General features: G+C 73.5%; 13 protein-coding genes. 11 read left to right on the forward strand and 2 right to left on the reverse strand.

The window, feature by feature from the left end:
- Positions 1–113 precede the first annotated feature (113 nt).
- From A37W_RS0108390 to A37W_RS0108425, 8 genes are all read left to right on the forward strand, one after another.
- Positions 114–4163, forward strand: coding sequence for a glycosyltransferase (locus A37W_RS0108390; RefSeq protein ID WP_156169089.1), 4050 nt, complete (start codon positions 114–116; stop codon positions 4161–4163).
- Positions 4160–4984, forward strand: coding sequence for a glycosyltransferase family protein (locus tag A37W_RS0108395; protein ID WP_018302587.1), 825 nt, complete (start codon positions 4160–4162; stop codon positions 4982–4984). The genes A37W_RS0108390 and A37W_RS0108395 overlap by 4 nt, the downstream gene beginning before the upstream one ends.
- Entirely contained in the window at positions 4981–7023 is a 2043-nt protein-coding gene (locus tag A37W_RS22760) for a glycosyltransferase family A protein (protein WP_018302588.1), read from the forward strand. Before A37W_RS0108395 ends, A37W_RS22760 begins: the two co-directional genes overlap by 4 nt.
- Positions 7024–7026: 3 nt before the next feature.
- Entirely contained in the window at positions 7027–8172 is a 1146-nt protein-coding gene (locus A37W_RS0108405) for a hypothetical protein (RefSeq protein ID WP_018302589.1), read from the forward strand.
- Positions 8169–9371: a sulfotransferase family protein gene (locus A37W_RS0108410; protein WP_026198373.1), complete on the forward strand. Its 1203-nt coding sequence runs from the start codon at positions 8169–8171 to the stop codon at positions 9369–9371. The genes A37W_RS0108405 and A37W_RS0108410 overlap by 4 nt, the downstream gene beginning before the upstream one ends.
- A 121-nt stretch (positions 9372–9492) precedes the next feature.
- A complete protein-coding gene (locus A37W_RS0108415) occupies positions 9493–10536 on the forward strand; it encodes a hypothetical protein (protein WP_018302590.1) in 1044 nt (347 codons plus the stop codon).
- Positions 10537–10643: 107 nt separating this feature from the next.
- Positions 10644–13121: a glycosyltransferase gene (locus A37W_RS21295; RefSeq protein ID WP_018302591.1), complete on the forward strand. Its 2478-nt coding sequence runs from the start codon at positions 10644–10646 to the stop codon at positions 13119–13121.
- Positions 13111–14064, forward strand: a complete 954-nt coding sequence (locus A37W_RS0108425; RefSeq protein ID WP_018302592.1) for a Stf0 family sulfotransferase — start codon at positions 13111–13113, stop codon at positions 14062–14064. Before A37W_RS21295 ends, A37W_RS0108425 begins: the two co-directional genes overlap by 11 nt.
- On the opposite strand, the gene A37W_RS21300 is transcribed toward A37W_RS0108425, so the two are convergent.
- Positions 14001–14978: a glycosyltransferase gene (locus A37W_RS21300; protein WP_018302593.1), complete on the reverse strand. Its 978-nt coding sequence runs from the start codon at positions 14976–14978 to the stop codon at positions 14001–14003. The genes A37W_RS0108425 and A37W_RS21300 overlap by 64 nt on opposite strands.
- 214 nt (positions 14979–15192) lie before the next feature.
- On the opposite strand from A37W_RS21300, the gene A37W_RS0108435 reads away from it, so the two are divergent.
- Both A37W_RS0108435 and A37W_RS24690 read left to right on the forward strand, forming a co-directional pair.
- Entirely contained in the window at positions 15193–16386 is a 1194-nt protein-coding gene (locus A37W_RS0108435; RefSeq protein WP_018302594.1) for a KpsE/RkpR family capsule polysaccharide export protein, read from the forward strand.
- Positions 16387–16399: 13 nt separating this feature from the next.
- Entirely contained in the window at positions 16400–18019 is a 1620-nt protein-coding gene (locus tag A37W_RS24690) for an ABC transporter ATP-binding protein (protein WP_018302595.1), read from the forward strand.
- A 161-nt stretch (positions 18020–18180) separates the two neighbouring features.
- Here the strand turns inward: A37W_RS24690 and A37W_RS21310 are convergent, their stop codons facing one another.
- Complete coding sequence (locus A37W_RS21310; RefSeq protein ID WP_018302596.1) at positions 18181–19539, reverse strand: BNR repeat-containing protein; 1359 nt, start codon at positions 19537–19539, stop codon at positions 18181–18183.
- A 187-nt stretch (positions 19540–19726) separates the two neighbouring features.
- On the opposite strand from A37W_RS21310, the gene A37W_RS0108450 reads away from it, so the two are divergent.
- Positions 19727–21439: a nidogen-like domain-containing protein gene (locus tag A37W_RS0108450; protein ID WP_018302597.1), complete on the forward strand. Its 1713-nt coding sequence runs from the start codon at positions 19727–19729 to the stop codon at positions 21437–21439.
- Positions 21440–21492: the final 53 nt, after the last annotated feature.

Below are 21492 nucleotides of genomic sequence, written 5' to 3' on the forward strand. Positions count from 1 at the left end.
CCGCGCCGCGCAGGGCCGGCCGGATGTTGAGTTCCCAAGCCGGATGTGATGTTCAGTCGCGACCTTCCGGGACCGCGGTGCCGGCGCGGCAGATCGGAGCGACGGACGACGCGATGACCCAGCTTCCGCAGAGTTTCCTTACCCGGATCGCCGCCTATCCCGCCCCGGTCCAGGACGCGCTGTCGCGCGAGATCGACCCGGGCGTGATCGCCCGCCACCTCGCCGTGCTGCACGGCGAGACCGACCTGCCCGAAGCGCGGATCGCGGCGCTGATGGAAAAGCCCGTCCTCGCCGACAGCTTCATCGCCCGCCTCCTCGCCTCCGCCCGGTTCGCCGAGCGGGTGGGCCATCTCTTCGACGCGCTGCGCAGCGGCACGACTGCCGTCGCCCGGGCGGAGACCGAGCCGGAGGCCGGGACCGGGTCGGAAATCGCGCCGGATCTCGCCTCCGGCGCGTTGATCGCACGCGAGGCGCGTACGCTGATCGCCCCGCTCTCCGATCCCGCAGCGCCCTATCTGTCCAAGCTCGGCGAGATGGCCGCCGCTTCGGCGGCGCCCGGTCCGGGGCGGCTGACGCCCTGGCAGGCGCGCGCGCTGATCGCGCTGGCCCGGCTCCATGCGGCCCTGTCGCCCGCCGCCGACCCGGCGCTGTCGCTCGCGCAAGCGCTGCTGGAGGCGGCGCGGACGGCGGAGCCCGGCGCGGCTCTCGTCGCGGATGCGATGGCGGTCGAACTCGGCGCGCCGATGCGGCTCGGCCGCGGCGGAGCGGAGGCGGTCGAGGCGCCCGACATCCTGCATCGCTACGCCGCGATCCGCCGGGCCGAAAGCGGGCTGCCGCAGCTGGGCGGGTTCGATCTTCGGAGTCTTGCGGCGACGCTCGCGCCGCAGGACGGCGCCCTCGGCGCGGACGGGTCGGCCTCCGCGCTGGCGCTCGCGCCGCCGGTTCCGGTCCGGGTCAGACTCGATGCGCCGCCGCCGCCGAGCCTCGCCGCCCGGTGGGCCGCCTTCCGCGAGGCCGGCCTCGTCGCCTCCGTCCGGCACGGGGACGAGGCCGGGACAGACAAGGATGACGGCGACGGCGGCGGGGAGACCGGGGCGCTGCTCCTCCACCTGCCCGGCGACGCCGTGCCCTCGCCGCTGACGCTCGCCGCGGCCGCCCTGTCCTGGCGCGACGGGGAGGCGGCCCCGCTCGAGGCGGCGGACGCGCCGTCCTGGAAGCAGCAGGCCCCCTTCCTGCCCGAGCCGCGCCCGCGCCGCCCCGTCGGCCGGGTGGTCCCGCCGGGTGCGCCCCGCGACGCCGGCACCCCCGGCGCGCCGCGCCGGATCGAGCTGCGCCGCGCGGGAGAGGCCTTCTGGCAGGCCGCGCGCGAGACCGCGCCCGAAACGGCGGCGGCCTTCGTGCTGCGGCTCGACGACGGCGCGCCCGCGGCGGGCTGGACCGGGCTCGACAGCTGTCACCTGGTCGAGGGGACGGGCCGCGCCGCGCTCGCCGCGCTCGCCGCGCGGGTGCGGGCGGGCGCGTTCGACGCGGCCGTCCTCAAGACACCGCTCCTGCTCGTCGGCAGGGACACCCCGACGCATCCGGACTGGATCGGCGACGCGCTGGCCCGGCACTGGCGCTATGGCGGGGCGCTTCCGACGAGTCCCGTGGGGCTGCGCTTCGACGCGGTGACGGGCGGCTTCAAGATCCTGCCGCCGGCCCCGCCTGCAGGTCCGGCGCCCGCCGCGCCGCCGCCGCCCGTTCGCCCGGTGCTGACCCGGATGATGGTCGCGGCCGCCGCGAGCCTGCCGCTCGGGGCGTTGGCCGAGACACCGGTCGAGACCTCGGCGGAGACGCCGCGCGGGACGCCGCCGGGACCGGAGGCCGGATCGAACGGGAGCGCGGCGGCACCGCAGGTGGCGGGCCGGGACGGGCTGCCCCGCTGGCTGGACTGGGTGGAGCGCGGGCTGCTTCTCTTCACCGCCGATCCGGCCGGACCGGGCCTGGCCTTCGGCATCGTCTCGCCGTTCCGCGCCGACGCCGTGCCGGCGGCGGATGTCGGCGCGGAGGTGGACGCGGGTGCGGAGACGAGGGCGGAAACGGAGCCGCCCGCCGGCGCGATCCGGCCCGGGATCTTCCTGTCGCTGGCCCGGACCCTCGCGCCCGACCGGGTCGGCGCGGATCTCGCTGCCGCGGGCCTTGCCGCGGGGCCGGTCAGCGCCGCCCTGGCCGGGGCCGCCGACCCCGCCCGCCACTGGGCGGCCGAGGCCCTGCTCGACCGGGCCGCCGGGCGGACCGCGCGGGCCGCGGCAACGGCGCGCGGTTTCGCCGACGCCCCCACCGCCGCGACTGCCGAGGCGTTGCTGGCCCTTGCCGCCGAAGCCGGGTGGGGCGCCGGGCGGGACCTCGGTGCAGCTGCGTTCGACGCGCCCGACCTGCGCGCGCTCTGGCCCGCGCTCGACGGCTTCGCGGTCGCGCTCGCGGAGCGGCCGCGGATCCTCGCCGCGCTCGAGGCGCCCGCCCTCGCCACCTTCCTCGACCTCGCGCGGCACCTGCCGGCGGTGGAGCGGATCGCGGCGGGGGTCGCGCTGGCCGGGCCGGGAATCGTGGCCGGACGGGCGGAGCTCGTCCTGCCGCTGGCCGAACTGCTCGCCGCGGGTCTGCCGTCCGAAGCTCTGGCCGCCGCCCTCGCCGCCCTCGTCGAGGCCGAGGGGCGGGCCCCGGTTCCCACGATGCGCAGCCGCCTCGCCGCCGCAGTGCAGCGGTTCGGCGGCGCGGCCCATGCCGGCCGGCTCGCGACGCTCTTCGTGGCGAGCGATCCCGGTACGCTGAACGAGCCGAGGCTGCTGGGACGGATGGCCGCGCTGGACGGCAGCGCCTTCCTCGCCCCGCTCGAGACCGCGGCGGGGCGCGCCCTCGGCCCGGCGATCCGCGCCGCGGGCGATCTGCGCGCGGATATGCGCGCCGCCCTCGTGGCGAACGACCGCGCCGCCCTGGTGGCCCTGCTGGAGGCGGCGCCCGACCGGATCGCGGCGCTCGACCACGACACCTGGATGGACGGGCTGCGCGGCTGGTCGAACGAGCTGGCCGCGCTCGCCCTGCCCTCGGACCTGGTGGTGCCGCCCGGCGGCGGCACGCGGCGGCGCGTGCTGGCCGCGACGCTGCTGCGCGACCGCGCGGCGCTCGAACGGCTCCGGGCCGCGGGGTTCCTGGACGATCTCTCCGAGCCCGCCCTGGCGGGGCTGGCGGTGCTCGGCGAGAGCGGGCCGCTCGACGCCCATCTCGCGGCCCGTTTCGCGGCATCGGAGTCGGCGCCGATCCGCATCGCGGGCGACAGCGCGGCGGCGGTCTTCGCCCATGCCGCCGCGACGGCGCGCCCCGCCGCGGCGCCGGGAGAGGGGCCGCTCGTCAGCGTGATCGTCTCGGCCTTCGACCCCGAGCCGGACCTGCTGGATCTCTCGCTCGCGAGCCTCAGGGCGCAGGGCGGCGTGCGGGTCGAGATCTTGCTGGTGGACGACGCCTCTGGACCCGCCGGGCGGGCCGCGATTGATGCGGCGCAGGCCGCCGACCCGGACCTGCGGCTGCTGCGGCTGGACCGCAATGCCGGGCCCTATATCGGGCGCAACATCGCGATCGGGCGGGCGCGGGGCGATTACGTCGCGATCCAGGATGCCGACGACTGGTCCCATCCCGACCGGCTGGCGCGGCAGGTCGCGGCGCTGCAGGCCGATCCCGCCCGGCAGCTCGTCACCGCGAGGCATGTCCGCATCGACGACAACGGCCATGTCCAGCTCGAGGCGCAGTTCCGGATCGAGGGCGACGGGCCGATGAGCTCGATGTTCCGCCGGACGGTCTTCGATGAGGTGGGCGGTTTCGCCCCGGTGCGCTCGCGCGGGGATATCGAGATGCGCGAGCGGATTCGGCACTATCACGGGGGCCGCGCGCTGCACGATCTCGGCCTGCCGATGATGCTGTGCCGGGCGGCGGGCACCACGCTGTCGCAGCGGACGGTCCGCGACCTGCGCGAGCATCTGCAGCTCTGGCGCAGCCATATCGACCGCCGCCCGTCGCTGGCTGCGATGCGCCGCGACGGCCAGCGCTTCGATCCCGCCGGAATCGCGGTCCCGGCCGCCCTGCGCGCGCCCGATCCGGCCGGGATCGGCGTCGAGGAGGTATCGCCATGAGCGCCCCCGTCTCCCGCGCCCCGTTCGGGCGGATCGACGTCTCGCTCACCGCGATCTCGTCGCGGATGGAGGGGCTGGCGCAGGTCCTGTCCTCGCTGCTGGCGCAGGACTATCCCGATTTCCGGGTCCTGCTGCACCTGTCGCGCGAACCGCATCTGCTCGATCGCGGCGTCCCCGAGCCGCCCGATGCGGTGCGACGCCTGGCCGAGGAATCGGAGGGGCGGCTGGATCTGCGCTACGTCCCGAACTGGGGTCCCTACCGCAAGCTGCTCCCCTGCCTGTTCGAGCATTGGGGCCGCTCGCAGCTCGTCGCCACCGCCGACGATGACACGATCTATCCCGAAGGGTGGCTGTCGGGCCTCGCGGCGGCCTACGGGGTCTATGGCTGCACCATCGCGCAGCGCGGCCACCGGATGAGCTTCGACGCCGCCGGCCGCCCCACCGATTACCGCGGCTGGATGCGGGCCCGCGCCACCCAGACGCCGGGGCGGCTGCTCCTGCCGACCGGCAAGGACGGGGTGCTCTACAACACCGCCCATTTCCCGGTCGGCGTGCTCGACATCGACACCGCGCTGCGGCTGACGCCGACGATGGACGATCTGTGGTTCCGCTGGCACCTCGCCTCGAACGGGGTGCCGGTGCATCTGATCAGCACCGACTACACCGCCTCGACCTTCGAGGAGGCGGGCTATGCCGACAGCCTCTACCTCACCTACAACCTCTCGGGGGGCAACGACGCGGCGGTGGCCGCGCTCGAGGCGCATTTCGCGCGCAGCACGGGCTGGCGGATGGCCGATCTCGCCCGCGAGGAGCGACCGTGACCGCCGCCCTGCCGGAGGGGCCGGTGCTGCCGCCCCATCTGGCGGGGGCGATGGCGGCCGCGGCGGACTTCGCGGGCTTCCTGCGCCGCACCGGCTTCGATCCCGGCCCGGACGGGCCGGTGCGGCGGGGCGTGCGGCTGCTGGACGAGGCCCGCACCCTGGCGGGGCTGGCGGCGGCGCGGGCGCGGCTCGACGCCGATCCCGCCGGCCCGCTCCTGCCCGAGCCCGCGCCGGGGCTGGCGGGCCTCGCCCGCGCGCTCGTCCGCCTCGTGCACAGCTCTCCCGCCTTCGACGCCCATGCCGGGGCCCAGCCGGACGGAATCCGCGTGCCGCGGCTGCGCGCGCTGGTGCCGCCGCTGCCGCCGCGCGCCGAGGCCGAGCGGCAGATCGCCGCCGCGCTGGAGGCCGCGCTCGCCGCCGCGGCGCGGGGCGCGGGGCCGGATATCGATGCCGTGCTCGGGCTCTATCTGGCGCCCGAGACCTTTGCCGAGACCCGGATGCGGGGCGACCATGTCGCCGACCTCCTCTTCGCCGCGCAGCCCGCCCGCGCGCTCGACCTGATCGCGCGGGGCGGGGCGGGGCCGGAAGCGGATGGGCCGGCCGCGGACGAATCCGCCCCCGCCCCCTGGACGGCGCCGCTCCTGCGGGCGGGCTGCCGGCATTTCGCCCGCAGCCGCGCCTACGGCCTCGCACGGGATCTCGGCGAGCGGCACCTGGCGCTGTTCGGCCCCGGCCCCGAGCTGTTCGGCGCGCTCTGGCACGCCGCCTCGCGAAGCGCGCCGCGCGAGGAGGCCCGCCCCGTCCTCGACCTGTGGGAGGCGGAGGATCCGCTCGATCCGCGCCAGATCATCGCCCGCGCGGTGTTCGAGATGGAGGAGGATCCCGCCGAGGGGCTGGAGATCCTCGCCGATGGCGGTGCCGAGGACGGGATCTCGACGCCGCAGGGCCACGCGCTCTTCGTCGAGGCGGCGCTGGCGCAGGGCCGGACCCGCCGCGCCGAGCGGGCGCTGCGCCGGGCACTCGCCGCGGCGGAGCGGGACGGCGCCGCGCCGCCCGACGCCTGCCTCGTGGCGCTGCACAATCTCGGCCTCGCGCGGGGGCGGCCGAACCGGGCGCTGGCGCAGGTCCTGGCACGGCAGGGGACGATCCTCGATCCGGCCTGCGCCTTCGGCCTCGACACATTGCGTGAGAGGCTCCCCACCCCCCGGCTCGCTACCTTTCCTTCTGGCGCCGATACGCCGCCGGTGGGGATCGTCATGCCCGCCTTCCGTGCCGCGCGCTGGATCGGACGGGCGATCGCGGGCGTGCTGGGACAGAGCCATCCCGGCCTGACGCTGCATGTCGTCGACGACGGCTCGGACGACGGCACGGCCGACATCGCCCGCCGCGTCCGCGATCCCCGGATCCGGGTCCATGCACTGGACGGCAATCGCGGCGCCTACGGCGCCCGCAACCACGGCATCCGGGCCGCGCTGGAGGAGGGCGTAGCCTTCGTGGGCTTCTGCGACGCCGACGATCTCTGGCTCCGTGATCACCTCGCCTGTCATCTCGCGGCGATGGCGGAGCGGCCGGACGCGCTGTGGAGCGTCTCGCGCTGGCTCCGGGTCGATCCCGGTGGCCGCGTCGAATGCGGCCCGACCGGGGTCTACGCCGACATCTGCCCCCATTCGCAGCTGTTCCGGGCCGAGGCCTTCGACATGGCCGGGCTCTACGATCCGGTCCGCTTCGGCGCCGACCGCGAGTTCGAAACCCGCCTCGCCTATCATGCCGGGCCCGGCGCGCGGATCGTGCTGGACCGGATCCTGACGCTGGGCCGGCGCCACGACGCCTCGCTCACCATGTCGGGGCCGGGCGCGATCGACCCGCAGGGGCGCTCGGCGGTGCGGCTGGCCTACTGGGAGGCGTGGAACGCCTGGCATCTCGACGCGCTGCGCCGTGGCGCGCCGCCCCGGCTCGACCCGGCGGAGGGCGCGCCCCGGCCCTTCGCGGTGCCCGAGGCGCTGGTCGCGGCCCCCGCCGCCGGTCCGGGCGGGGCCTGAACCATGGACGTGCTGCTCCATATCGGGATGCAGAAGTCGGGATCGACCGCGATCCAGACCCGGTTCGCCGCCGCGCGGGACTGGCTGGCGGCGCGCGGGCTGCACTATCCGCAGGGCCTGATCACGCCGCACAACCAGAGCCTGCTGGTCGCCCTCGCCTCGCGCGACAAGCGGCTCCCGCGGCATCACGAACGGGTCTACGGCCGCGACGTGGAGCGGGCGATCGCCGACATGCAGGCCTGGTGGGACGGCGTGCGCGCCGATGCGCGGGCGGCGGGGGCGCGGCGGATCGTGCTCTCGGCCGAGACGCTGTTCCGGATCGAGGACGCGCCCTCGGCGCGCGCGGTGGCCGAGATGCTGCGGCAGGCCGGGGGGCGGCTCGATCTGGTGGCCTATCTGCGCCGGCCCTCCGAGCAATATGTGGGCCTCGTCCAGCAGCGGCTGAAGGCGGGCCACGTGCTGATCCAGCCGCGCCCGACGGCCTATCGCGCCGCGCTCGAGACCTGGGAGGGCGTGGCCGATTCCCTCGCCGTGCGGCTCTACGACCGCGCGGCCTTTCCGGAGGGCGACATCGCGCGCGCCTTCCTTGCCGAGGCCGGGGAGGATCCGGGTGCCCTGCCGCCGCCCGGGGACGACGGAGCGGAAGCGAACGTCTCGCTCGGCGCCGAGGGCATGGCGATCCTGCAGGATTACCGGGCCCGCTTCCATCCCCGTGCGAACCGTCGCCACAAGCCCGACAGCGCCGCCCTCCTGCAGGCGCTGTCCGAGGCCGAGGCGGTGCTGCGCGCCGAGGCCGAGGCGCGGGGCGAGGACGCGCCGGCCCCGCCGCGGCTGCTGCCGGATCTCGCCGATCGGATCGACCACGGATCGCACGACCTGTCCTGGCTGCGCGAACGCTGGGGCATCGTCTTCGCGGGCATCGACTATGCCCGGATCGCGCCGGCGGGAACCTTCGACACCGTGCGGCGCGTTGCCGACATCTGCCCCGTCGATCCCGCCCTGTGCGAGCGGCTGATGCTCGGGGCGCTGGCCGGGATGGCCCGCCGGATGCCGCCCCCGCCCCGGCCCGGCGCACCGGCGGAGCCCGACCCGGTCCGGGAAAGGGACCGGGCGGGGGCCGGACAAAGGAAGGACACCGAGGCGAAATGAAGGTCGTGCTCCATTGCGGGATGCCCAAGACCGGCACCAGCGCCCTGCAGGAAAGGCTGGCCGCCGGGCGCCCCGCGCTCGAGGCGGCGGGCATCCTCTACCCGCTCTCGCCGGTGATCAGCCATAACGCCAACTTCCTGATGCAGGGGCTCGTCGCGGCCGAGGACCGGCCGCGCTACCTAGTCCATTCGCTGAAGGGCCGGGACGGGGCGGCGCTGTTCGACGACTGGCTGGCCAAGATCCGCGCCCGGCTCGCGCGGGGCGGCATCGACACCCTCGCGCTCTCGGCCGAGAACCTGTGGGAGATCACCAGCCCCGATCCCGCCCGCCGCCTGCGCGCGCTGCTGGAGGATCTGGGCGCGAGCCGGATCGAGGTGGTTGCCTATGTGCGTCGTCCCTCGGACTGGTACCTCTCGGCGGCGCAGCAGATCCTGCGCGCCTCGCACAAGGTGCGCCGGGTGCGGGCGATCCCCTACCGCGCCCCGATCGAGACGATGGCCGCCCATGTCGCCGATCCCGGCGCGATGCGGGTCTTCGCCTTCGACCGCGGCGCCTTTCCCGGCGGCGATATCCTCGAGCATTTCCGCCGGGAGGCACTGCCGCAGGTTCCCCCCGAGGCGCTGGCCGAGGGCCGTCAGGAGGTCAACGCCACGCTGAGCGCCGAGGGCATGGCGCTGCTGCAGGACTACCGGCGGCAGGTGCTGCCCCGTTCGAACAATCGCTTCACGCCGGATACCTCGCGCTACCGCCGGGCGATCGAGATGGCGGAGGAGGCGGTGGGCGGCGAACGCCGCCCCCACCTGTATCCCGGCATCGCCGACCGGCTGGACCATGACTCGCCCGATCTGGGCTGGCTGCGGCAGGTGCATGGCGTGACCTTCGCGGGGATCGACTACGACCGGGTCGGCAGCGGGGACGAAGGAGCGGAATGGGAGCTTCGGCCGATCTCGGTCGAGGAGATCTGTCCCGTCGATCCCGAGCGCCGGACCCGTCTTCTCAATCTGGCGATCCGCGAGCTGACGGAGACCGGGGGCCGCAAGGCCGGCAAGCGTCGGCGCACCAAGGAGTCGCCCGCAGCGGCCGGGGAGGGGCCGGGCAGGGACAGCGGTCCGGGGACCGAGGAGAGCGGCGGCGCGGGGAACCCGGCCGACCCGTCGCAGGAGGACGGACGCGATGACGGGCCCGGCCCGGCGTCCTGAGCGGACCGGGCCGGAATACGGCACTTCCTTCCCGGCGCCCCGCCGGAACGCGCGGTTTGCCCCGCTCCGGAGCTGGTGATAGGTGCTGCGCGAACCCCCGATCCTGCCCGAAGTCCCCCGCATGAGCCGTCTCGTCCTCCATATCGGAACCCACAAGACGGCCACGACCTCGATCCAGCGGTTCCTGCGCAGGAACGCGGAGACGCTCGCGGGGCGGGGCGTCTGGTATCCCGGATACGATCTGGTCGGTGCGCCGAACCATTACGCCCATCTCGAGATCGCCAACGCGCTGTCGGGCCGGTCCGCCTCGGATCCCGACCAGGCGCGCGCCTTTCTCGCCGCGGTGCGCGCGGGCATGGCCGACCACGACGTCACGATCCTGAGCGCCGAATCCTTCTACCGGCACGTCGTCCTGCCCCGGAACGGCAAGATGCCCGAGGGGGTCGAGGCCTACTGGGACGCGCGCCGGTGCTACATCGCCCAGGTGCACGACCTCATCGGTCCGGCCGAGATCACGGTCGTGTTCCGCCGCCAGGACGATTACGCGCAATCGCTCTACCAGGAACACGTGAAGGTCACGCGCATCCGGCGGGGCTTCAAGACCTTCCTCAAGGATTACTGGTACCATTTCGCCTTCCTCGACCAGGTCCGCGCCTGGGAGGAGGTCTTCGGCCCCGTCCGCGTGCTGGGATTCGAGCGCCTGCGCGAGACCGGCGACGTGATCGGCAGCTTCTGCGCGGCGCTCGGGATCGCGGCGGACGACCTGCCCCGTCCGGCGGTCCAGAACGAATCCCTGCCGCTCGACCTCGTCGTGATGAAGCGCCTGCTGCACGGTTTCGTCCCCGACCCCGAGGACGAGGACGAAGACCCGCTGCGCCGGCATGTCCTCGAGATCGCCCGCCGGTTCGGTCCTGAGGATCGTGCCGCGCTCCTGCGACGATCGTTGTTCGAGAGCGCGGCCCGGCAGGCGGAGTTCCTCGACGGTTTCATGGCGGACAACCGGGTGCTGGGTGGGCTCGCGGCGAACTGCCCGCCGGACGCGCCGCTCTTTCCGCCAGATGACGGACCGGGCGGCATCCTCTACGGAGACAAGCTCCAGCCGCCCTTTCTCGACGCGCTCGGGCGGCTCGCCGCCGCCGCGCCGCTGCCGGAGGAGCCGCGCTGAACCCGCTGCTGCAGCTGCGCCGCATCGCCGGTCTCTGGCGCCGCTACCGCGACGCCCACGGCGCGGTGGAGCGTCCGGGCGGGCCGATCCGAGGCGCGGACGGACGGATGATCGGGCGCGTCTCACGGATCGAACTCGACGAGACGCGGCTGCGGGTGCGGGGCGAGATCGACGCGCCGCAGATCGCGCTCGAGACAAGCGGGGGACGGATCGCGGCCGACCGGCCCGAAGGCCGGGACGGGCCGATGGTCTTCGACCTTGTCCTGCCGCGCGCCGCGCCGGGCGCAGGGGACGAAGGACGGGCCGGGTCCCGAAGGGGGGCGCGGCTGCGTGTGGCAGGGGCGCCGGACCATGCCCTGCGCCTGCCCTCCCCCGCCGGGATCGTGGCCGGCCAGGCGCTGGCCTTCGCCGGCGGACTGGTCCGGCTGGTTCCGGCGCTGGCCGGCTGGGCGCGGACCGGGGACGACCGGCACCGGGCCACGGTCAAGCGCGTGCTGGGCCTGGTGCCGCGCAGTCCCTTCGGCCCGCTCGATCAGGTTCGCGATCCCGGCACTGGCCCCGATCCCGGCACTGGCCCCGGCACTGGCCCCTGCCCTGGCCCCGGCGCGGCCACGATCGTGCTGCCGGTCCATGACGGCTTCGACCTGCTGCCCGACTGCCTGGACCGGGTGGAGCGCGGGACCGACGTCGCGGCTCGGCTCGTCCTGATCGAGGACGGCTCGCGCGATCCGCGCGTCCGGCCCTGGCTGCGCGACCGGGCCGAGGCGCTGCGGACGGCGGGTTGGACGGTGGACCTGATCGAGCCCGCGACCAATCTCGGCTTCGTGGGCGCGGTCAATCTCGGCCTCGCCGCCGCCCGCGCCGCGGCGCCGGACGATCCGGTGATCCTGCTCAATTCCGACGCGCTGGTACCCGCCGGATGGACCTCGCGCCTGCTCGCCCCGCTCGCCGATCCCGGCGTGGCCAGCGTCACGCCGATGTCGAATGATTCCGAGATCACGACCGTGCCGCTGATCTGCACCCGCGCCGACCTGCCCGAGGGCGCGGCGGAGGCGATTGACGCCGAAGCGCGCCACCTCGACGCCCTGGCGGCCGTCGCGCCGATGCCCACGGGCGTGGGCTTCTGCATGGCGCTCGCGCCCGTCTTCCTGGCCCGGGTGCCGCAGCTCGACACCGCCTTCGGCCGCGGCTACGGCGAGGAGGTGGACTGGTGCCAGAAGACCCGCGCGCTCGGCGGGCGGCACCTCGGCACCGCCGCGCTCTTCGTCGAGCACCGGGGCGGCGCCAGCTTCGGCTCGGAGGAGAAGACCCGCCTGATCCGCGCGAACAACGCCCGGATCGCCGAACGCTACCCCGCCTACGACACCGAGGTGCAGCGGTTCATCCGCACCGACCCGCTGCGCGCGCCGCGGCTGGCGCTCGGGATGGCCTGGGCGGGCGCGGTCGCGGGGGATCGTCCCGTGCCGCTTTACCTCGCTCATTCTCTGGGCGGCGGGGCGGAGCACTGGCTGGAGCGGCGCATCGCCGAGGATCTGGAGGACGGCCTGCCCTCCACCGTTCTGCGCGTCGGCGGCGAGGCGCGCTGGCAGCTGGAACTGCACACGGCCCGAGGCGTGACCGGCGGCACGGCCGACGGCATCGAGCCGGTGGCGCGGATGCTGGACGCCCTGCCGCGCAGACGCATCGTCTATTCCTGCGGGGTGGGCGATGCCGACCCGCTTGCCCTTCCGGACATCCTGCTGGACCTGCGCCGTCCCGGCGACGGGCTCGAGGTGCTGTTGCACGACTGGCTGCCGGTCTCGCCGTCCTACACGCTGCTGGACCGGGACGGGACCTGGCGCGGGCCCGTGGACGCGGGACGCACCGACCTTGCCCACCGGGCACGGCGGCCGGACGGCAGCCGTGTGTCCCTGTCCGAATGGCAGGCCGCCTGGGGACGGCTTCTCTCCGCCGCGGACCGGGTGCGGCTGTTCTCCGAGTCCGGGCGCGGCGTGCTGGCGACCGCCTTTCCCGGACTCGATTCCGACCGGGTGGAGGTGCGGCCCCATCCGATCGACGCGGGCCTGCTGGCGGCCCTGCGGGTGGATCCGCTGCCGGGCGCGGAGGCACCGCCGGTGCTGGGCGTGATCGGCAACCTCAACGCGCACAAGGGCGCGGCCGTGGTGGCGGCGCTGGGATCGCGCGCCCGCTCCGGACCCGGGCGGGTCGTGGTGCTGGGCCAGGTGGATCCGGCCTGCCCGATGCCCCGCGCCGTGCGCGTCCATGGCGGCTACCGGGTGGAGGAGCTGCCGGATCTGGTGCGCCGCCACGGCATCACCCACTGGCTGCTGCCCGCCATCTGGCCCGAGACCTTCTCCTACGCGGTGCACGAGGCGCTGGCGACCGGGCTGCCGGTGCTGGCCTTCGATCTCGGCGCGCAGGGGCTGGCGGTGCGGGACGCGCCTAACGGGCATCCCCTGCCCTTCGGCCCCGGCACCGATCCTGTGGCGGAGATCCTGGCCGCTCTGGCGCCCGCTCCCGCAAGGCCGGAGGAGGATCCGGCGCAGGACGGGGAAGCCGGTGCGGAGAGCGGCGATGGCGACTGATCCCCGCCGCATCCTGGGGCGGCTGTGGCAGGGGCTGAGCGGCCACGCGCCGCCTGCCCGCCCGTTCCGCTTCCCGGCGCCCGAGGCGCCGGACCGAGAGCGCTTCGCCGCCGAGATGGCCGGCCCGGCCGCCGGCACTGGCTACGCGATCCACTTCACGCCGCGCTCCGGCAGCTCCTGGCTGACCGACATCGCGGCGCGGACCGGGCGGCTGGGCATTCCGGGCGAGTACTTCAACCCCAACTTCATGCCCCGCATCGCGCAGAGTCTGAATGCCCGCGACATGGACGAATACGTCTCCATGCTGGCCCGGCGCCGGGCCCGGGGCGGGGTCTGGGGCTTCGAGGTGACGCATCACCAGATCCGCGCCGTCTTCGGGAGCGACGCGGCCTTCCTGGACCGCTTCGGCGAGCTGTCCGCGATCTGGCTGGTGCGGCGCGACATCGTCGCCCAGGGCGTGTCGCTGGCCAAGATGGCGGCCGTGGGGATCAGCCATGCGCCTTCGATCGGCGCGCGGGACGTGGCCCGCGCCGAGCGCGGCTTCGCCTACGACGCCGCCGCGATCCGGCACTGGATCGCCCATATCCGCGCCGCCGAGACCGGCAGCGAGGCGCTCTTCGCCGCCGCCGGGATCGCGCCGCTGCGCCTGGCCTACGAGGACAATACCGGCGTCCCGCCGCATCGCGTGGTCAAGCGCATCGCCCGTCATGTCGGGCTCGGGCGCATCCGGGTGCCCGGGGAGGCGCTGAAGGCCAGCCCCCACAACAGGGTCGGCACCGGGCAGAACCGGGACTTCGCCAAGCGGTTCCGGGACGAGGAAGCGGGCTGGCTCGCCGCGATCGAGGCCGCCCGCGCGCCGATGCTGGCGCGGATCGAGACCTATCCGCCCGGGGGGGAGCCGGATGGAGGGGCGGAGGATCCGCCCGCCCCGCCCTCCGGCTGAGGCCCGAAACTGCCCTGCCGCACCAGCGCGGCCAGCAGCGCGTCGCCCACCAGGGTCTGCCGCCGGATCCCGGCGCGGCGCAGGTCGGCGAAGCGCGGCCCCCGCCCGGCGAGCCAGTCGGCGACGGTGTCGCGCAGCGCCGCCGCGCCGGGCGTCAGGCGGTCCCGCACCGCGCCGAGCGCCTCGACATTGCCCGCCACCCAGTCGCCGTAGCGACCGTCGCGCAGCATCGTCATGCGGTCGGCGGCCTGGCGCAGGCCGCGATGGGCGCCCATCACGTTGCGGTCGTGCTGGCGGTAGAGCAGCCCCGGCCGGTCGTCGAGGATCACCCGCGCCCCGGCCCCGGTCGCCAGCGCGTAGAACCACCAGTCGTGATGCGCGACGCCCCGGCCGCCCCTTGCGGCCAATGCGGCGGGCGCGGTCGCCCGCGCCAGCGCCGCCGCCTCGGGCGACAGGACGATCGTGTTGCCGGGCAGGATGTTCTGCACCAGGGCGTTGCCGAAGCTCGGCCCCCTTGGATGCCGTCGCGACAGGCCCCGCACGCGTCCGTGCGCGTCGCAGAGCAGCGTGCGGCTGGCATAGATCGCCGGCCCCGGTCGGGCGGCGAGCGCCGCCACCGCCCGGCCGAGCCGGTGCGGCAGCCAGATGTCGTCCTGGTCCGACAGCGCCAGGAAGGCGCCCTCCTCGGGCGAGGTCATGATCGCGTCGAGGAAGTTCGCCGCCGCGCTCCGCCCAGGCCCCTGCCGCAGCACGATTCCGTGTCCGGGATGGCGGCGGGCGGCCTCGGCGACGATTCCGGCCGTGGCATCGCGCGAGCCGTCGTCGCTGACGAGAAGCGACCAGTCCGCGTGCTCCTGAGCCAGAAGGCTGTCGATCTGGTCCTGCACGAACTGCGCCCCGTCGAGGGTCGCCATCACGATCCGGACATGGGAGGGGGAAGGCACGGGGTAAGGCGCGGATCCGATACATGGCCGGTTCTGGCCACAGGAGCGTCCTGCATGTATAAGTTCGCTTCGGATTACAATCGTTTCGGGCCGGTTCGGACCCCTCCCTTCCCTCTCCTCCTCCTCCTTCCCCCCGTGTTTCGGCGCCACCGCCCTTCACACCTGTCCCGGAGCCGTTACCGCCATGACCGACACCACCCCTTCGTCTGGCGCCGAGGCGGACACGCAGGCTCCCACCATAGGGCAGGCCGCCCGGGCGCGGCCGCGCAAGCGGCATTTCATGGTGCTGCTCAGTTTCGTGCTCCTGGTGGTCGGCCCCACCCTCGTCGCCGGCTGGTACATGTGGTTCCGCGCCGCGGACCGCTACGTCTCGACCGCCGGCTTCTCGGTCCGGACCGAGGAGGTCGGCTCGGCGATCGAACTGCTGGGCGGGATCGCGCAGATGTCGGGCTCCTCCTCCTCGGACACCGACATCCTCTACGACTACATCCAGAGCCAGGAGCTGGTGCGCCGGATCGACGACGCGCTCGACCTGCGCGCGATCTGGAGCCGGGTCCCGGCCTCGGTCGATCCGGTCTTCGCCTACGATCCCCCCGGCACGATCGAGGATCTGACCGAGTACTGGCGCGACATGGTGCGGGTCTACAACGACGGCACGACGGGTTTGCTGGAGCTGCGCGTGCAGGCCTTCACGCCCGAGGACGCGCAGGCCATCGCGCAGATGATCTACGACATGAGCGCGCAGATGATCAACGAGCTCTCGGCCATCGCGCGGGCCGACGCGACGGGCTATGCCCGCGAGGAGCTCGACACCGCGGTCGAGCGGTTGAAGACCGCGCGCGAGGCGATCACCCAGTTCCGCAACCGCACCCAGATCGTCGATCCCGCCGCCTCGATCCAGAGCCAGATGGGCATCCTGTCCTCGCTGCAGGCCCAGCTCGCCCAGACGCTGGTCGATCTCGACCTGCTGCGCGACACCACCAACGAGGGCGATCCGCGGATCGCCCAGACCGAGAACCGGATCGCCGCGATCGAGTCGCGGATCGCGGAGGAGCGCAACAAGCTCGGCTTCGGCACGGCCGAGGGAGCGGTGAACGACGGAACCGCCTTCGCCGATCTCGTGGGCGAATACGAGCGGCTCATCGTCGATCTGCAATTTGCCGAGCAATCCTACACCGCCGCGCTCGCGACCTTCGACAGCTCGGTGGCCGAGGCGCGACGGCAGAGCCGCTATCTCGCGGCCCATGTCCGCCCGACGCTGGCCGAGGCGCCGACGCTGCCCCGGCGGCTGGAACTGACATTGCTGACCGCGCTCTTCGCCTTCCTGGCCTGGGCGATCCTGGTGCTTGCGGCCTACGCGATCCGGGATCGGCGATAGGGGAACGGTTCGCGTGATCGTGCTCGAGAACCTGACCAAGACCTTCGTGATGAACGGCATCCGCAAGACGGTCGCCGACAATCTCAACGTCACCTTCCCGACCGGCACCTCCGTCGGGCTCGTGGGCCGCAACGGCGCCGGCAAGTCCACCCTGCTGCGGCTGATCGCGGGCACCTCCTCGCCGACCTCGGGGCGGGTGCTCTCGACCGGGTCGATCTCGTTTCCCGTGGGCCTCGTCTCGTCGCTCCATGCCGATCTCACGGGGGCGCAGAACACGCTGTTCGTGGCGCGGATCTACGGCGCCGACACGCAGAGTCTGATGGACTGGGTCGAGGATTTCGCCGAGCTCGGACCCCATTTCCACCTGCCGGTGCGATCCTATTCCTCGGGCATGCGGGGGCGGTTGTCGTTCGGGCTGAACATGGGGCTGGCCTTCGACACCTATCTGGTGGACGAGATCACCGCCGTCGGCGATGCCTCGTTCCGCAAGAAGTCCGCCGAGGTGTTCCATGCCCGGATGGAGAAGGCCGGCGCGATCTATGTCAGCCACTCGATGGGGCAGCTGCGGGATTTGTGCACCGCGGGGGCGATGCTCGAGAACGGCCGGCTGCATTACTACGAGGACATCGAGGAGGCGATCGACCGCTACACCGCCACCCTCGATCCCGACAGCCACCACGCGGCTGCGAGCTTCGAGGACAAGGCTGGCGAGACCGAGCGCCACGCCGCCTTCCCGGCCAAGGCGCGGCTGCTCTACGGGCTCGGCCTGCCCGCGACGCGGTTCGACTGGCTGGGCGATTGCCTGCGCCGCCACAAGGGCTGCTTCACCACGCTGACCCGCGAGCCGCATTACTTCGATACCGAGGGCGAGCGCGGCGAGGAGATCGTGTCGCACCGCGAGCGCACCCTGCGCAAGCTCGCGGCCGAGGCGGGCCGGACAGAGGGTGCCGCGCGGCGCGACAAGCTGCGCAAGCTCGAGGAGATGGGCGCCCTGGTGCGGATGCATGCGGCCGACCGGTCAGGCGCCGAGAAGCACGACGCCTATGTCGACTACCTGCTGACCGGCTGGCGTGCGCAGCCGGTGATCTGCGACCTCACCCCCGATTACGCGCGTGCCAACGCCGATACCCTGGGCGAGATGGACGCGATCGGCCCGGCGCACTACGCCATCGTGCTGCGCGACCCGGTCGCCCGCCTCTGGGAAGAGATCTGCCTCGACACCCCGCCGTCGAAGCGCACGCCGCGCGGCCTCGGCGAGGTGGTGCAGTCGCTGGTCCGCAGCGGCACCCGCAAGGCGCTGGCCCGCTTTCCCTTTGCCGATTACGCCCGCATCCTCGACACGCTGTCCGCCGTGCTGCCCGAGGACCGGCTCACCATCCTGCTGCACGAGCGGCTGGACGATCCCGCCACTGCCCGGGCCGAGGTGATGCGCCTGACCGAGGCACTCGAGATCCCGCCCCTGCCCGAGGAGCGCGAGCCCGACCTTCCCGACGCGCCCGACATCCCCCCGCTCGCCCGGCGCAACGCCGCCGCCCTCGCCGCGCTGCTCGCCCCGCAATACGCCGCCGTCCATCGCCGCCTGGGCGGCGATCTTCCGAAGGCCTGGCAGGAATCGGCGGCCCTCGCCGCCTGACGCCCGCCGCACCGGGAACGGGCTGCTGGTCGACCGCAACGCGCACGGCCCGGCCTACAACGCGATGGGCCAGGACCTCCGATTGCCACGTCTCCGACATGAAGCTGATCTACAGGATGTAATGACAGCTCTCCGGCTACATCCAACCGATTTCCGGGGCCTCACTCCACCCGCGACAGCGGCGTCAGCACCCGAAGCACGGTAGGGTCGGGGATGTCGAAGCGCGGCGCGTCGCGGTTGCTGGGCAGGGTCGTCCAGATCAGCCTGTAGGGATCGGGATCGCCCGAGAAGGTCTCGGTCGTGGTGCGGATCCTGAGACCTTCCTCGCGGTCGATGTAGGGCGCGACGCGGTCGGCGAAGGTCCGCACCTCGCGCTCCTCCACCACGCGCAGATCGTAGGGATCGACGACCAGTTCGAGCGAGCGCCCGTCGCGGCGGATCGGCACGATCAGCCAGTCCCCCTCGGACCGGGGCGCATCCAGCACCAGTCGGAAGTCGAGCGTGCCGGTGCCGCCGAATTCCCAGCGGAAATCCCGCCACCGGGTCGCCTGCACGATCTCCCAGCCGGTCCCGGTATCGCGGGCAAGGAAGACCTGCGTGTCCCCGGCGGCGTCGAACTTGTGATAGGCGATGACCGGGCGGCCGTCGGGGTCGAAGCCCACGGGGGTATTGTTGTTGATCATCCCCGCCTCGACCGGCACCGGGTCGACGATCTCGGCGGTGCCGTAGGTGATCGGCAGAGGCAGCGGCCGGCCGCGCGACGTCTCCCAGTCGCGCAGGTCGCGCGAGCGGGCGTAGCCGAGATCGTGGTTGGTGCGCGCATCGGGCGTGTCGCGCCAGACGAAGGCGATGTGGAACCAGCCGTCCGGCCCCTGGACCGGGCCGCGCAGATAGGCGTTGTAGAGCCCCTCGCCGTCGATCAGCGGCGCGTCCGAGATGCGCGTGAACCGCTCGCGCCGCGTGTCGTAGGCGAGGTAGATCTGGTCGCCCCGCCCGGACGTGCCGTCGCGATAGGCGTAGATCAGCTCCCCCGCCGCATCGCGCAGGAAGCGCGGATAGCTCATCGCCTGCTCGGCCGCGGCATCGGTCAGCACCGCCAGCGGCTCGGCGCTGCAGACGTCGCCCGGCTCGGTGGTGCGCCAGTAGCTCAGGTCGCTGCCATGCATGTTGGCCGCGACGTGCAGATTGCCCGCCGCGTCGAGGCCGAGCGCGATCTGGTTATGACTGTCCCAGCCCACCATGCTGTCGAGCTTGCAGAAGTCCCAGTCCTGGGCGCCGATCCGCGCCGAGGCGAGGGTGAGCTGCCGGGTCGCGTCGTAATAGGCGACATAGACGCGGGTTCCGCCTTCGAGGATCTCGAACCCCACATCATGTCCGGCCCAGACGAGGTCGAGCGCCGCGACCTCGTAGCCGCCGATCCGCAGCGGATCGTCCTGCGCCGCCACCGGCGCGGCCGCCGCGAAGAGGAGCCCGGCGAGGACGAGAAGGGCGCGCGCGCGGCGCAGGCAGACATGGATCATCGGACGGACGGGTCCCTGTTTTCGGTTGGCGGGCGGGGAGGACCGGCCGCGGATCGGATCGCCCGCGTCCCGGACCGATGACCCTTCCGGTAGATGGCCCCCCGCCGGTCGCCGTCCAGTCACCGAAGGTTGTTCCCCGGCCCGATCCCGCCTAGCCTTCCCGAAGGTCAGGCAAGGAGGCGCCGGCATGGATCTTATCAACACCCTCGGCGGCGAGGTCGGCTTCGGCGAGAACCGGATGGAGCCCACCGATGACGGCAATTCGGGGCGGATCGACCTGTCGGAGGTGTTTCCGGACGGGCTGAACTTCTTCGGCGCGGTCCATGACGGCCTCTGGATCAACGCCAACGGCAACGTCACCTTCGAGCGCGGATTCAGCCAGTTCTGGCCGCAGGGGCTATCGACGCTGGAGGTGGCGGGCATCTTTCCGTTCTGGACGGATATCGACCCCTCGGACAGGATACCCGTCACCGCCAGCCCCGGCGGAACTTCCCAGGGAACCAACAGCGTCTGGTGGGATCTCGATGCCGGGGCCGGCACCTTCACCGTCACCTGGGACGATGTCGTCCCCTTCGGCTATTACGGCCAGCTGGGCGAGGAGGTGCCGGTCAACGCCTTCCAGATGACGATCACCGATATCGGCGGCGAGGCGGGCCAGGCGCCGGGCGATTTCCGCGTCGACCTGCGCTACGAGGCGATCGAGTGGACCGACGACGCCCGGATCGGGTTCATCGCCGGGGACGGGTCGGGCGCCTACGGCACGCTCGGCGCCTCGGGCTCGGATGCGGCGCTGCGCCTGCTGCCGCAGGCCGGGCCGATCAGCTTCACCTCCGACGGCAGCGGCCTCGTCGGCTTCGACCTGACCCGGCCGATCCGCGACGAGGACGGCGACGGCACGATCCTCGGCACCGACGGGGCCGACGCGATCGAGGCGCAGGGCGCGTCCGGCCGGGTCGTGATCCGATCCGGCCTGGGGGAGGACGTGATCCAGCTGCGGGAGCGCTTCTTCGGCTGGTCGGACGATGACGGCGGCGAGCGGGTGCTGACCGGGACCGCCGAGGAGCATTTCGGCGACACCGTCCTCGGCGCCCTGCGCGGCGACACGATCCTCTTCGAGGACGTGGCGTTCACCCGCGAGGACATCACCGTCTACAAGGGGACCCAGACCGCGGGGCTCGATCTCGACGGTGACGGGGTGGACGAGGGCACCATGCGGGTGGACGCGCGGCTGCGCGACAGCGAACTGCTGGTCACGCGCTTGGGCGACGACACGATCGTCAACTTCGCTCCCGCCCTGCCGGACCTCGAAGAGGGGGTGGAGCAGTATGTCGGCCGCGGCAACGCGGGCTTCGCCCGCGCCTACCTGACCGGCGACGGGACGACGGCCTTCCGGGTGACCGAGCGCGATCTCGGCGACGCAGGCGCCGCCCCCGCGCTCGGCGTCTACGAGATCGACGGAGGCGGCGCGCTGATCGATGCCCGGATCCTCTTCGCGCCGCTGGAGGCGCGGGAGGGCGGCGGTGCTCCGCGCGAGACCGTCGTGGACGGGGTGGAGGCCGGTCATCGGCTCGGCTTCTTCCTGCTGGAGACCGAGGCGGACCTGCCGGTTGGGGGGGACTCCGCCGATCGGTTCGAGTTCGTCAACCAATTGGGCGAGGCGGCGACGCTGGAGGACGGCAACTACGTTCTGCCCGCCCTCGACGGGGCGGTGATCCGGGCCGGCCTCGTGCATGGCGATGGCGCCGACCTGAACCGCGACCTGCAGGTCCATGCCGTCGCCGGGCTAGAAAGCGGGGGCGGTGCGATCACCTTCGCCTTCGAGGCGACGCTGTTCGACGGCGACCGCGACTTCAACGACCTCGCGCTCGAGGTGATGCGGATCGAGGCCGAGGCGATCTGAGGCGGCCCCGGCGCCCGGCGCGCCCGATCCTGTCCGGACCACCCTTCGTCATG

Origin of the sequence: Wenxinia marina DSM 24838, assembly GCF_000379485.1 — a bacterium.
Lineage (GTDB): Bacteria > Pseudomonadota > Alphaproteobacteria > Rhodobacterales > Rhodobacteraceae > Wenxinia > Wenxinia marina.

Bases quoted from the DNA above. Each gene is read 5' to 3' on its own strand.
- A37W_RS0108390 (WP_156169089.1), top strand. From the start codon at position 114: ATGACCCAGCTTCCGCAGAGTTTCCTTACCCGGATCGCCGCCTATCCC.
- A37W_RS0108395 (WP_018302587.1), top strand. From the start codon at position 4,160: ATGAGCGCCCCCGTCTCCCGCGCCCCGTTCGGGCGGATCGACGTCTCG.
- A37W_RS0108405 (WP_018302589.1), top strand. From the start codon at position 7,027: ATGGACGTGCTGCTCCATATCGGGATGCAGAAGTCGGGATCGACCGCG.
- A37W_RS0108410 (WP_026198373.1), top strand. From the start codon at position 8,169: ATGAAGGTCGTGCTCCATTGCGGGATGCCCAAGACCGGCACCAGCGCC.
- A37W_RS0108415 (WP_018302590.1), top strand. From the start codon at position 9,493: ATGAGCCGTCTCGTCCTCCATATCGGAACCCACAAGACGGCCACGACC.
- A37W_RS21295 (WP_018302591.1), top strand. From the start codon at position 10,644: ATGATCGGGCGCGTCTCACGGATCGAACTCGACGAGACGCGGCTGCGG.
- A37W_RS0108425 (WP_018302592.1), top strand. From the start codon at position 13,111: ATGGCGACTGATCCCCGCCGCATCCTGGGGCGGCTGTGGCAGGGGCTG.
- A37W_RS21300 (WP_018302593.1), bottom strand. From the start codon at position 14,978: ATGGCGACCCTCGACGGGGCGCAGTTCGTGCAGGACCAGATCGACAGC.
- A37W_RS0108435 (WP_018302594.1), top strand. From the start codon at position 15,193: ATGACCGACACCACCCCTTCGTCTGGCGCCGAGGCGGACACGCAGGCT.
- A37W_RS21310 (WP_018302596.1), bottom strand. From the start codon at position 19,539: ATGATCCATGTCTGCCTGCGCCGCGCGCGCGCCCTTCTCGTCCTCGCC.
- A37W_RS0108450 (WP_018302597.1), top strand. From the start codon at position 19,727: ATGGATCTTATCAACACCCTCGGCGGCGAGGTCGGCTTCGGCGAGAAC.